General features: G+C 74.7%; 9 protein-coding genes. 1 reads left to right on the forward strand and 8 read right to left on the reverse strand.

The window, feature by feature from the left end:
- Positions 1 to 114 precede the first annotated feature (114 nt).
- Both ABQ292_RS16430 and ABQ292_RS16435 read right to left on the reverse strand, forming a co-directional pair.
- Positions 115 to 2,352 (reverse strand): glycoside hydrolase family 3 C-terminal domain-containing protein, encoded by a 2,238-nt coding sequence (locus tag ABQ292_RS16430; RefSeq protein ID WP_369208294.1) that lies wholly within the window; start codon positions 2,350 to 2,352, stop codon positions 115 to 117.
- A gap of 158 nt (positions 2,353 to 2,510) precedes the next feature.
- The gene (locus tag ABQ292_RS16435; protein WP_369208296.1) at positions 2,511 to 3,542 is read right to left on the reverse strand and encodes a zinc-dependent alcohol dehydrogenase; all 1,032 of its coding nucleotides are present in this window, start codon (positions 3,540 to 3,542) and stop codon (positions 2,511 to 2,513) included.
- A gap of 9 nt (positions 3,543 to 3,551) precedes the next feature.
- Here ABQ292_RS16435 and ABQ292_RS16440 point away from each other — a divergent pair, with 9 nt between their 5' ends.
- The gene (locus ABQ292_RS16440) at positions 3,552 to 5,270 is read left to right on the forward strand and encodes a dihydroxy-acid dehydratase (protein WP_369208298.1); all 1,719 of its coding nucleotides are present in this window, start codon (positions 3,552 to 3,554) and stop codon (positions 5,268 to 5,270) included.
- Between the two features lie 6 nt (positions 5,271 to 5,276).
- On the opposite strand, the gene ABQ292_RS16445 is transcribed toward ABQ292_RS16440, so the two are convergent.
- From ABQ292_RS16445 to rhaS, 6 genes are all read right to left on the reverse strand, one after another.
- Entirely contained in the window at positions 5,277 to 6,038 is a 762-nt protein-coding gene (locus ABQ292_RS16445) for a dihydrodipicolinate synthase family protein (protein ID WP_369208300.1), read from the reverse strand.
- Positions 6,039 to 6,308: 270 nt separating this feature from the next.
- Positions 6,309 to 7,781 (reverse strand): rhamnulokinase, encoded by a 1,473-nt coding sequence (locus ABQ292_RS16450; RefSeq protein WP_369208302.1) that lies wholly within the window; start codon positions 7,779 to 7,781, stop codon positions 6,309 to 6,311.
- Between the two features lie 31 nt (positions 7,782 to 7,812).
- Positions 7,813 to 9,849 carry a bifunctional aldolase/short-chain dehydrogenase gene (locus ABQ292_RS16455; RefSeq protein ID WP_369208304.1) on the reverse strand — a complete coding sequence of 679 codons (2,037 nt, stop codon included), beginning with the start codon at positions 9,847 to 9,849 and terminating at the stop codon, positions 7,813 to 7,815.
- Between the two features lie 114 nt (positions 9,850 to 9,963).
- Positions 9,964 to 11,130 carry an L-rhamnose isomerase gene (gene rhaI / locus ABQ292_RS16460; RefSeq protein ID WP_369208306.1) on the reverse strand — a complete coding sequence of 389 codons (1,167 nt, stop codon included), beginning with the start codon at positions 11,128 to 11,130 and terminating at the stop codon, positions 9,964 to 9,966.
- The gene (locus ABQ292_RS16465) at positions 11,127 to 11,480 is read right to left on the reverse strand and encodes an L-rhamnose mutarotase (protein WP_369208308.1); all 354 of its coding nucleotides are present in this window, start codon (positions 11,478 to 11,480) and stop codon (positions 11,127 to 11,129) included. The genes rhaI and ABQ292_RS16465 overlap by 4 nt, the downstream gene beginning before the upstream one ends.
- 69 nt (positions 11,481 to 11,549) lie before the next feature.
- Complete coding sequence (gene rhaS / locus ABQ292_RS16470; RefSeq protein WP_369208310.1) at positions 11,550 to 12,635, reverse strand: rhamnose ABC transporter substrate-binding protein; 1,086 nt, start codon at positions 12,633 to 12,635, stop codon at positions 11,550 to 11,552.
- Positions 12,636 to 12,672: the final 37 nt, after the last annotated feature.

Consider the following 12,672-nt stretch of genomic DNA (forward strand, 5'->3'; position numbering starts at 1 on the left):
GAGGGTGCACTTCCGCGGATCTGCACCGTGCAGATCCGCGGAAGTGCACCGCGGAACGTCGCGGCCGTGCGCACCCGGACGGGAGCGCTGTCGGACCGCTGACGGCCGGGGTGCTCAGCCCGCGCGCGCGGCCTGCGCCACCGCGACCAGCCGGTCGAGCTCGGCGGGCGGGACGGCGGCGCCGAAGTCGGCGGCGAACCGCCGCATCGGCATCGACCCGATCATCTCCAGCATCCCGGCGTGCACCTCCGCGGCGCCGTCGGGCATGGAGGCGAGGAAGCCCTCGAGCAGCTGCGCGCCGACGACCGGGTGGCCGAACCACTCGGCCACCGACGAGCCGAGCGTGAGCTCCGGGACGACCGTGTCCCCGGCCAGGGTCACCGCCGCCTCCGCGACCACCTCGGCGGCGCTGGCGCCGACCTGCACGGTGTACTCCCCCGGCGCCACGACCCAGCCGCCCTCCCGGACGTCCCAGTAGGCGAAGGCGCGGCGGTCGAGGCGCAGTTCCACGGTCCGCGACTCCCCGGGCTGCAGCGACACCTTGGCGAAGCCGCGCAGCTCCCGCGCCGGGCGGCGGACGGGCCCGGCCGTCGTCGCGACGTACACCTGCACGACGTGCCGGCCCGCCCGCTCGCCGGTGTTGGTGACCGTCAGCGACACGGTGGCGGTGTCGTCGCCGGTCGCCGTCACCCGTAGGTCACCGGTCCCGACCGTCGTGTAGCCCAGCCCGTGGCCGAAGGGGTACCGCACCGGACGGTCGACCGTGACGAAGTGCCGGTAGCCGACCATCACGCCCTCGCCGTAGCGGACGTGCCCCTGCTCGCCGGGGAAGTTCAGGTGGCTGGGGGTGTCCTCCAGCCGCAGCGGGATCGTCTCGGCCAGCCGGCCGGAGGGGCTGACGGCGCCGGTGAGCAGGTCGGCCAGTGCGCTACCCCCGGCCTGGCCGAGCAGGAACCCGGCCAGGACCGCGTCGACGTCGTCGTGCCAGCCCTCCAGCGAGACGACGCTGCCGGAGGACAGCACGACGACGGTCCGCGGGCCGGCCGCGGCCACCGCCCGGATGAGCTCGACCTGCGCGGCGGGCAGGTCGATCGTGGTCCGGTCGAAGCCCTCGGATTCGTCGGACTCGGCCAGCCCCGCGAAGACGACGGTGACGTCCGCGTCACGGGCCGCGGCGAGTGCCTCGTTGCGCAGCGCGGCGGCGTCCCCGGAGCCGTCGAGGGTGAAGCCGGGCGCGAAGGTCACGGTGGGGAGCGCCTCCCGCAGGGAGGTCAGCGCGTCGTCGACCCGGGTGGCGTTGACGTGCGAGCTGCCGCCGCCCTGGTAGCGCGGCGTCCGGGCGAACTCGCCGACCACGGCGACCCGCGTACCCGGCGCCAGCGGCAGCACGGCGCCGTCGTTCTTGAGCAGCACCGCGCACTGCGCCGCGAGTTCCCGGGCCAGTGCGTGGTGGGCGTCGACGTCGAAGCCCCCGGTCGGCTCGGTCACCAGGTCGGCGAGCGCGGCCACCCGCCGGGCGCTGCGGTCGACGAGGGCCTCGTCCAGCTCCCCGGCGCGGACCGCCTCGACGACGAGCCGGTTGCCCGCGCCGGAGTCGCCGGGCATCTGCAGGTCCAGGCCGGCGCGGAGGGCGGCGACCCGGTCGTCCACCGCACCCCAGTCGGACACGACGACGCCCTCGAAGCCCCACTGCTCGCGCAGGACCTCGGTGAGCAGCCAGTGGTGCTGCGACGCGTAGACGCCGTTGACCCTGTTGTAGGCGCACATGACGGTGGCCGGCCGCGTCTCGGTGACGATCCGCTCGAAGGCGGGCAGGTAGATCTCCCGCAGGGTGCGCTCGTCGACGTCGGCGCTGACCTGCATGCGCTGCGTCTCCTGGTTGTTGGCCGCGAAGTGCTTGACCGAGGCGCCGACGCCCTGCGCCTGCTGGCCGCGCACGTGCGCGGCCCCGAGCACGCCGGTCAGCAGCGGGTCCTCGGAGTAGTACTCGAAGTTCCGCCCGCACAGCGGGGACCGCTTGATGTTCACGCCCGGGCCGAGGACGACGGGCACGCCGAGGGCGCGGGCCTCCCGCCCGACCGCCGTCCCGATGCGCTCGGCGACGTCGGCGTCCCAGCTCGACCCGACGGCGACCGCCGGGGGGAAGCAGGTGGCGGGCAGACTCTCCAGCAGCCCGATCCGGTCGAAGTCGGCCGCCTGCCGTCGGACGCCGTGCGGGCCGTCGGTGAGCACCACCGACGGCAGCCCGGCGTCCTCGACCGGAGGGGTCGACCAGAAGTCCTGACCGGAGAGCAGCACGGCCTTCCGCTCGAGGGGCAGGTCGGTGACGTCGGCCGGGTCGCGGGGAGCCATGACCGTCACTGTGCCCCGACCGTCGCGGGAACGCGCTCGCAGCACGGCGCCGACGCGCTGCCGGTGGTCGGGCCACGGGCCGGCCGGCCCGTCCGCCGACCGAAGCGAAGATCGGACCGAGTGCCTCGTCGTCGAGCGGCACGCCGGTGCCGCACCGCTCAGTCGCGGAGTCGCGGGTCGACGTGGACCTTGGGTCCGGCGCCGCTGCCCTCCGGGCGCCCGCCGGCGAGCACGGTGCCGACCTGCGCGAGACCGACGGTGGCGGCGACCAGCGGCCGGGGGTCGACCGCACCGGCCCCGTAGGCGGCGATCGTGGCGGCCAGCCCCGGGGACGCCGACAGGATCCCGACCGCGGTGACGTCCTTGATCAGCAGGGTCCGTGTGTCGATCGTGCTCGGCGTGCCGGCGATGCCGATGCAGACGAGCCGGCCGGCGGGCTCGACCAGGTCCAGGCCCAGCGCCGGGGACCCGGCGGCGGTCGAGGCGTCGACGACGGCGTCGAACGGCAGGTCCGGCAGGGTGTCGCGGGTCCAGGCGTCGGCGAAGCCGAGACCGCGGGCGAAGTCGAGCGAGGGGACGGTGACGCCGAGCAGGTGCACCTCGGCGCCGGCCGCGCGGAGGAACATCGCCGTCAGTAGGCCGATCGTCCCGGGGCCGATCACCAGCACGCGGTCGCCGGGGGCGACCCCGGCTGCCTGCGCCGCCCGCCAGGCGTTCCCCCCCGGCTCGACGAGCGCGCCGAGCGCCGGGTCGACGGAGTCGGGCAGCTCGTGCAGCGACTCCACCGGGACGGCGAGCTGCTCGGCCAGCGCCCCGGGGCGCCCGCCTCTGATGCCCACCTCCTGCCTGTCCTCGCACACGTGCTGCTGCCCCCGCCGGCAGCGGCGGCAGACCCGGTCGCCGAGCATCGTGTCCCCCGTCACCCGCCGACCCAGCCAGGCGGGGTCGACCTCGTCGCCCACCGCGGTGACGCGACCGCACCACTCGTGCCCGGGCCGCAACGGGTAGGAGGAGTGCCCGGTCTGCAGGTAGGTCAGCTCCCCGGTGAACAGCTCGACGTCGGTGCCGCAGACGCCGACCCGCTCGACGTCGACGACCACCTCGCCCGGGGCGGCGACCGGCGCGGGCACGTCCTCGACCGCGCAGACGCCCGCACCGGAGAGCACGACCGCGCGCATGGTCCTCGACACAGCGCCAGGATGGCGGCCGTGACCCTCCGCAGCGCGCAGTGGTACTCCGGCGACGTCAGGAACGCCTACATCCACCGCGCGTGGATGCGCCGCGGCATCCCGGACGACGCCTTCGGCCGCCCGCAGATCGCCATCGCGAACACCGCCTCCGACCTCGTGCCCTGCAACCGGCACCTGTCCGAGGTCGCGGCCGCCGTGCGCGACGGCGTCCACGCCGCCGGCGGCACCCCGCTGGAGCTGCCCGTGTTCGGCCTGGGCGAGACCCAGGTCCGCCCCACGGCGATGCTCTGGCGCAACCTGGCCGCGATGCAGATGGAGGAGGCGTTCCGGGCCAACCCGGTCGACGGGCTGGTGCTGCTCGGTGGGTGCGACAAGACGATCCCGTCGCTGCTCATGGCCGCCGCCTCGGTCGACCTGCCCGCCGTCGTCGTCCCGGGCGGGCCCATGCTGACCGGCACCTTCCGCGGGGTGCCGCTGGGCTGCGGCACCGACGTGTTCCGGCTGTCGGAGGAGGTCCGTGCGGGCACGCTGTCGGCGGAGGAGTTCACGCGGTCGGAGTCGGCGATGATCCGCAGCCGCGGGCACTGCAACACGATGGGCACCGCCTCGACCATGGCACTGGTCGCCGAGGCACTGGGCACCGTCGTCCCCGGGGTCGCCGGCACCCCGGCCGCGGACAGCCGGCTGCTGGAGGCCGCGCACGGCACCGGCCGGCTGGTGGTGGAGATGGTGGCCGCCGACCGCCGCCCCAGCACGTTCCTCACCGCGGGGTCCTTCGCCAACGCGATCGTGGCACTGGCCGCCGTCGGCGGGTCCACGAACGCCGTCGTCCACCTGCTGGCGATCGCCGGCCGGCTGGGGATCGACCTGACGCTCGACGACTTCGACCGCATCGGGTCCGGCGTGCCGGTGCTGGTCGACCTGCTCCCGGCTGGGCGCTTCCTCATGGAGGACCTCCACCGCGCCGGGGGCCTGCTCGCCGTCCTGGGCCAGGTGCGCGACCTGCTCGACCCGACCGCGCTCACCGTCACCGGGGAGCCGCTGGTCGCCGCCCTCGACGGCGCCGCGGTCTGGGACCCGGAGGTCATCCGGCCGCGCGGGGAGCCGCTGGTCGAGCACGGCGGCATCGCCGTCCTGCGCGGCAACCTCGCCCCGGACGGGGCGGTGGTCAAGCCGGCCGCGGCCTCGCCGCACCTGATGCGGCACCGCGGCCGGGCGGTCGTCTTCGACTCCGTCGAGGACTTCTCCGCCCGCGTCGACGACCCCGACCTCGACGTGGACGCCGACTCCGTGCTCGTCCTGCGCGGCTGCGGCCCGAAGGGCTACCCCGGCATGCCCGAGGTCTCGAACATGCCGCTGCCGAAGAAGCTGCTGGAGCAGGGTGTGCGCGACATGGTGCGGGTGTGCGACGGCCGGATGAGCGGCACCGCCTACGGCACCGTCGTCCTGCACGTGGCGCCGGAGGCGGCCGCCGGCGGCCCGCTGGCCCTGGTGCGCACCGGCGACGTGATCACGCTCGACGTCGCGGCCCGGCGGATCGACGTCGAGGTCCCCGACGGCGAACTGGCCCGGCGCCGGCCGAGCGAGGCGACCGTCGCCGGCTTCGCCGACCCGCGGCGGGGCTGGGAGCGGCTCTACGTCGACCACGTGCTGCAGGCCGACACCGGCGCGGACCTCGACTTCCTCGTCGGCTCGAGCGGGTCGGCGGTGAGCCGCGAGTCGCACTGAGCTCGGTCAGCCGCCCACCCGGGTGACCACCGACGTGCCGAAGCGCTCCGCGGCCGACCGCTTGTAGCCCGCCGGGAAGTCGGCCGACGCGTCGCGGTCGACGGCGGCGAGCCGCACCTGTGCGTCCGCGTCGCCGCCCCAGGCCGCGATGCACAGCTCGGGGGCGACGTTGGCGGCCGCCACCAGCGCGCCGGCGGCCCCGATCGCGCCGCACAGCCCGACCAGTGTCGCCGCCCCCGTGTAGAGGTCACCGGCGAAGACGTCGCGCTCGTGCAGCAGCCGGGCGGCGTCCCCCGAGGAGTCCTTGAGCCCGGACACCGGCAGGTCGGGCAGCAGGTCGACGGGGATCCCCGGGGCGGAGGCACCCGGGAAGTGGTACGCCAGCAGCGGCCCGGGAGCCGCCTTCGCGACCGCTTCGTAGTACGGACGCGGGTCGGGGACGCCGTCCGGCGAGAGCGCCAGGACGGCGTCCGCGCCCGCGGCGAAGGCGCGTTCGGTCAGCTCCGCCGCCTGCCGGCCGGTGGGCGCGCCGGTACCGGCGAGCACGGGCACCTCCGCCGGCGACGCCGCCCGCACCGCGCCGACCAGCGCGTCCCGCTCCTCGGCGGTCAGCGCGGCCGCCTCCCCCGTCGTCCCGGCGACGAGCACGCAGCGCACACCGAGGCCGACGAGCTGCGCCGCCAGGTCGGCGGTGGCCGGCGCGTCCAGCGCGCCGTCCTCGCGGAAGAGGGTGACCAGGGCGACGCCGACGCCGGTGAAGAGGGGCATGCCCGCATCCTCCCCCCGCCGACGCGGTCGAGGACCCGTGAGCTCCGAGCAGCTGACCGACCGCCTGGCTCCGGGAGTGGCGTCGCGCCATGATCAGGTGACCTGATCGTGGCGCGTCCTCCCCACTGCCCACGGTCGGGGAGGACGCGCTGCGGTGAGGGAGGACGCGCTGCGGTGAGGGAGGACGCGCTGCGGTGAGGGAGGACGCGCTGCGGTGAGGGAGGACGCGCTGCGGTGAGGGAGGACGCGCTGCGGTGAGCCAGGAGCCGGTCAGCCGGAGACGCGCGCCTCGGCGGCGTCCCAGCCGGCCTCCGAGCCCGCCTGCGGCAGGTACAGCTGGGCGTCCTGCGTGCTGCGCAGCAGCGCCCGCAGCTCCGGCAGCCCGCCGGACAGCACGCCGAGCCTGCGGGCCTGGACGAGCACGTTGCCCAGCGCGGCCGCCTCCACCGGGCCGGCGAGCACCGGCAGGCCGCAGGCATCGGCGGTGAGCTGGCACAGCAGCGTGTTCCGCGCTCCCCCGCCGACCAGGTGCACGATCTCGACGTCGCGGCCGGACAACCCGACGGCCGCGCGGACGGTGCGCCGGTAGGCCAGCGCCAGGCTGTCGAGGATGCAGCGCACCGTCTCGGCCTGGCTCCGCGGCGGCGTCTGCCCGGTCGCGGTGCAGGCCGCCGCGATGCGCGCGGGCATGTCACCCGGCGGCAGGAAGCGGGCGTCGTCGGGGTCCACCAGGGCGGTGAACGCCGGCACCTGCGCCGCGGCGGCGAGCAGGTCGGGCAGGTCGGCCGGCAGCCCGTGCGCGGCCCACGTCCGCTGCGACTCCTGCAGCAGCCACAGCCCCATGACGTTGCGCAGGTAGCGCACGGTGCCGTCGACGCCGAGCTCGTTGGTGAACCCGGCGGCGCGGCTGGCCTCGGTGAGCACCGGCTTCTCCAGCTCCACGCCGACCAGCGACCAGGTGCCGCAGGAGACGTAGGCGAACCGGTCGGTGGCCGCCGGGACACCGACGACGGCCGACGCCGTGTCGTGCGAGCCGACCGCGACCAGCGGCACCGGCCCGGCCAGCCCGGTCTCCTCCAGGACGTCGGCGGTGAGCTCGCCGAGGCGGTCACCGGGCTGCCGCAGCGGTGGGAACAGGCCGCGGTCCAGGTCCAGCCGACCGATCAGGTCCTCGGCCCACTGCCGGCTCGTGGCGTCGAGCAGCCCGGTGGTGGAGGCGTTGGTGACCTCCGCGCCCACCGCGCCGGTCAGCCAGTACGCCAGCAGGTCCGGGACGAGCAGCGCCCGGCGCGCCGCCGCCAACTGCGCGGTCCCCCGCGCCGCCGCCAGCTGGAACACCGTGTTGAAGGGCAGGTGCTGCAGTCCGGTGACGGCGTAGAGCTCCCCGGGCGGGACGGCGCCGTGCACGGCCGGCACCGCGGTGGCGTGCCGGCCGTCGCGGTAGTGCACCGGGTTGCCCAGCAGCGCGCCGTCGGCGTCCAGCAGCCCGTAGTCGACCGCCCAGCTGTCGATGCCGACGCCGTCGACCCGGCCGGCCTCTCGCCCGGCCGCCCGCAGGCCGTCGAGGACACCGCCGTACAGGCCGAGGACGTCCCAGTGCAGCGTCCCCGCCGTCCGCACCGGCCGGTTGGGGAACCGGTGCACCTCGGTGAGGTCCAGCCGCTCGGGTCCGACCCGCGCGGCCATCACCCGGCCGCTCGAGGCGCCCAGGTCGACGGCCGCGAGGGTCAGCTCGCCGCTCACGCCCCCGCCTTCCGCGTGCGGAGAGCGGACATCAGCGCAGGAACGCGGCGGCGACGCCGGAGTCCACCGGCACGTGCAGCCCCGTCGTCCGGGTGAGGTCGCCGCCGGTGAGCGCGAAGACGGCGTCGGCCACGTGGTCGGGCAGCACCTCGCGCTTGAGCAGGGTGCGCTGCGCGTAGAACTCGCCCAGCTCCTCCTCCTTGACCCCGTAGACGGCGGCCCGCGAGGCGCCCCAGCCACCGGCGAAGATGCCCGACCCGCGGACGACGCCGTCGGGGTTGATCCCGTTGACCCGGATCTGGTGCGGCCCGAGCTCGGCGGCCAGCAGCCGCACCTGGTGGGCCTGGTCGGCCTTGGTCGCGCCGTAGGCGATGTTGTTCGGCCCGGCGAACAGCGAGTTCTTCGAGGAGATGTAGACGACGTCGCCGCCCATGCCCTGCTCGATCATGATCCGGGCGGCCTCGCGGGAGACGAGGAAGCTGCCCTTGGCCATGACGTCGTGCTGCAGGTCCCAGTCCTGCTCGGTGGTCTCCAGCAGCGGCTTGGAGATCGACAGGCCGGCGTTGTTCACCACCAGGTCCACCCCGCCGAAGGCGAGCACGGCCTCGCGGAAGGCGGCGGCCACGGCCTCGGCGTCGCTGACGTCGGCGGCGACGCCGATCGCGACGTCGGAGTCGCCGATCCCCGCGGCGGCGTCGGTCGCCTTCTGCAGGTCGAGGTCGGCGACGACGACGCAGGCACCCTCGCGCGCCAGCCGCTCGGCGATCGCCTTGCCGATGCCGCTCGCCGCGCCGGTCACCAGCGCGACCCGCGCGGCCAGCGGCTCGGGCCTCGGCATCCGCTGGAGCTTGGCCTCCTCCAGCGACCAGTACTCGATGCGGAACTTCTCGCTCTCGTCGATCGGCGCGTAGGTGCTGACCGCCTCGGCGCCGCGCATGACGTTGATGGCGTTGACGTAGAACTCGCCGGCCACGCGCGCGGTCTGCTTGTTGGCGCCGAAGCTGAACATGCCCACGCCGGGCACCAGCACGATGGCCGGGTCGGCGCCGCGCATCGCCGGGCTGTCGGGGGTGGCGTGCCGCTGGTAGTAGGCGGCGTACTCGGCGCGGTAGTCCTGGTGGAGCTCCGTCAGCCGCTGCACCACCTGGTCGGTGGTCGCCGAGGCCGGCAGGTCGACGACGAGCGGGCGGACCTTGGTGCGCAGGAAGTGGTCGGGGCAGCTCGTGCCCAGCGCCGCCAGGGGCGCCAGCTTCTCCCGCGACAGGAACTCCAGGACGACGTCGGAGTCGGTGAAGTGCCCGACCTGCGGCTTGTCCGTCGAGGCGAGCCCGCGGATCACCGGCGCCAGCTCGGCGGCCCGGTGCCGGCGCTCGGCCGGCGGCAGCGCCTCGAAGCCGGGGACGACGGCGCCGAAGGGCTCGGCCTGGCCGCGCTCGGCGAGGAAGCGCTCGGCGGTGCGGATGACGTCGAGGCTGTTGGCCTCGCACTCCTCGGTGGTGGCGCCCCACGCGGTGACGCCGTGGCCGCCGAGGATGCAGCCGATGGCCTGCGGGTTCTTGTCCTTGATCGCGGCGATGTCCAGGCCCAGCTGGAAGCCGGGACGCCGCCACGGCACCCAGACGACGCGGTCGCCGAAGCACTCGCGGGTCAGCGCCTCGCCGTCGGCCGCCGTGGCCAGGGCGATGCCGGAGTCGGGGTGCAGGTGGTCGACGTGCGCCGCCTCGACCAGGCCGTGCATGGCGGTGTCGATGGACGGCGCCGCGCCGCCCCGGCCGTGCAGGCAGAAGTCGAAGGCGGCGACCATCTCGTCCTCGCGCTCGACGCCCGGGTAGACGTCGACCAGCGAGCGCAGCCGGTCCAGCCGCAGCACGGCCAGGCCGGCCTCCTCCAGCGTGCCGAGGTCACCGCCGGAGCCCTTGACCCAGAGCAGCTCGACCGGGGAGCCGGTGACCGGGTCGGTCTCGGTGCCCTTGGCCGACGTGTTGCCGCCGGCGTAGTTGGTGTTGCGCGGGTCGGCGCCCAGCCGGTTGCTGCGCTCGAGCAGCTCACGGACGACGGGGTTGGTCACGATCGTGTTCCTTCCGGGGAGGGGTGCACTTCCGCGGAAGTGCACGGGGAGGAGGCGGCCCCGTCCAGGGCACCGCCCCGAGCTCGCGAGGGGTGGGGAGGACGGGGTCCTGGTTCAGGCGCCCCAGCCGGCCTGGGTGCCGCCGACGCGCTCGCGGGCGATGCGCTCCTGGTGGCCGGACCGCGCGTAGGCGGCGTACGGGTCGGCGTCGAGGCCCTTGGACTCGCGCAGCTCGGCCAGCAGCGGGCGGACGTCGGTGCTGAACGCGTCGGTCAGCGCGCCGTGCGCGGCCAGCACGTCACCGGAGGACTGCGCCGCGGCCAGCGCCTCGCGGTCGACCAGCAGCGCCTTGGTCGTGGCCTCCTGCACGTTCATCACCGAGCGGATCTGGCCGGGGATCTTCGGCTCGATGTTGTGGCACTGGTCGAGCATGAAGTTCACGCCGGCGCCCAGGAGCGCGTCGGCCGCGACGATCTCGTTCATGATCCGGAACAGCTGGAACGGGTCGGCGGAGCCCACGATCAGGTCGTCGTCGCCGTAGTAGCGCGAGTTGAAGTCGAACGCGCCGAGGCGGCCGACCCGCAGCAGCTGCATGACGATGAACTCGATGTTGGTGCCCGGCGCGTGGTGGCCGGTGTCGAGGACGACGGTGGCCTGCTCGCCGAGCGCCAGGCAGTGCAGCAGCGAGGTGCCCCAGTCGGGGATGTCCATCGCGTAGAAGTAGGGCTCGTAGAACTTGTACTCGAGCAGCAGCCGCATGCCCGGGTCGAGCATCGCGTAGACCTGCTGCAGCGAGTCGGCGAGGCGGTCCTGGCGGCCGCGCAGGTCGTCCTGGCCGGCGTAGTTGGTGCCGTCGGGCAGCCACAGCTTCAGGTCGGTCGAGCCGGTGGCGCGCATGACGTCGACGCACTGCGCGTGGTGGGCGATCGCCCTGTCCCGCACGCTCTGGTCCGGGTGGGTGAGCGAGCCGAGCCGGTACTCGTCGTCCTGGAACAGGTTGGAGTTGATCGCGCCGATCGAGACGCCCAGGTCGGCGGCGTGCGCGGCGAGCTTGCCGAAGTCGTCGACGAGGTCCCACGGGATGTGCAGCGACACCCGCGGCGCGGCGCCGGTGAACCGGTGCACCTGCGCGGCGTCCTCGATCTTCTCGAACGGGTCGCGGGCGACACCGGGCTGGCCGAAGACCTTGAAGCGGGTGCCGGAGTTGCCGAACGCCCAGGAGGGCAGCTCGATGGTCTGGTCGGCCAGCGCGGCGAGGGCACGGGCGCGGAGGTCGGTCACGAGGGGTCTCCCGATGGTGCGGTGGCGGTCGGTGCGAGCTGGGCGTCGAGGTCGAAGACCAGGTCGAGCGAGGCCTTGCCGCGGCCGTCGCCGGTCTCGAAGAAGGGGGCCATGGACTCCTCCCACCGGGCGCTCACCTCGGTGGCGTCCACGGCGGCCTGCGCGGCGGCGAGGTCGTCGGTCTCCACGATGCCGACGAGCAGGCCGTCGTCGCGCAGGAAGAGCTGGTAGTCGCGCCAGCCGGCGTCGCGCAGGGCGCGCAGCATCTCCGGCCAGACGGCGGCGTGCCGCTCCCGGTACTCGGCCAGGCGGTCGGGGCGGACCTGGAGGGTGAAGCAGGCGCGGGGCACGGGATCGGTTCCTCTCGAGGGGTCCCGGTCCCGGTCCCGCCGCCGGCCGGCGGCGGGACCGGGGACGACTCAGAAGTCGAAGTCGTCGATGTTCTCGGCGTTGAACACGGTCGGCTCACCGAGGACGACGACGCCGTCGGCGCCGATCTCGTACTCGCCGAGGTCGCCGGCCTCGAAGGTCTCGCCCTCGGCGCCGGTGATCTGGCCGGCGGCCAGGGCGGCGCCGGTGTAGGCGGCGAGGTAGCCGAGGTCCTCGGGGTTCCACAGCGCGAACGCGGTGACGGTGCCGTCCTGGACGAACTCGCGCATCTGGTTCGGCGTACCCAGGCCGGTCAGCGCGACCCGGCCCTTGTACTCCGAGCCGGACAGGTAGCGCGCCGCGGCGGAGATGCCCACGGTGGTCGGCGAGATGATGCCCTTGAGGTCGGGGTAGGTCTGCAGCAGACCCTGGGTCTCCTGGAAGGACTTCTCGTCCTCGTCGTCGCCGTAGACCGTCGTCACGATCTCCATGTCGGGGTACTCCGAGGCGGCGTACTCCTGCATGAGCTCGATCCAGGCGTTCTGGTTCGTGGCGTTGGCCGTCGCCGAGAGGATCGCGACCTGCCCGGCGCCGCCGATCTGCTCGGCCATGAGGTCGATCTGGGTCTGCGCGATGCCGTCGGCGGTGGCCTGGTTGATGAACACGTCGCGGCACTCGGGAGCGGTGTCGGAGTCGAAGGTGACCACGCTGGCGCCGCCGCTGCGGGCCTGGTCGAGCGCGCTGCAGATGGCGTTGGGGTCGTTGGCCGAGGTGAGGATGACGTCGGCGCCCTGCTGGGTCAGCGTGTTGATGTAGCTGACCTGCGAGGAGGCGCTGGCCTCCGACGGCCCGACCTGGCTGAACTCGCCGTCGATCTCGCCGACGGCCCGCTCCGAGCCGGCGGCCGCGACGTCGAAGTAGGGGTTGTTCAGCTGCTTGGGCAGGAAGGCGACCGCCAGGTCGGCGGGGATCTCGGCGTCCGGGTCGGCCGAGGCGCCGGCCGAGCCGCCGGAGCTGCTGCCCTCGTCCTCGCCGCGGGTGGTGCCGCCGCAGGCGGCGGTGGTGAGCACCAGGGCGGCCACCGCCACGCCGGTCAGGCCGCCGCGCAGGTGACGGCCGAGGAGGGATCGCGACATCGGGGTTCCTCTCTGAGGGGGTGTGCCGGGGTTGGGC

This window comes from Geodermatophilus maliterrae, assembly GCF_041018925.1.
Lineage (GTDB): Bacteria > Actinomycetota > Actinomycetes > Mycobacteriales > Geodermatophilaceae > Geodermatophilus > Geodermatophilus maliterrae.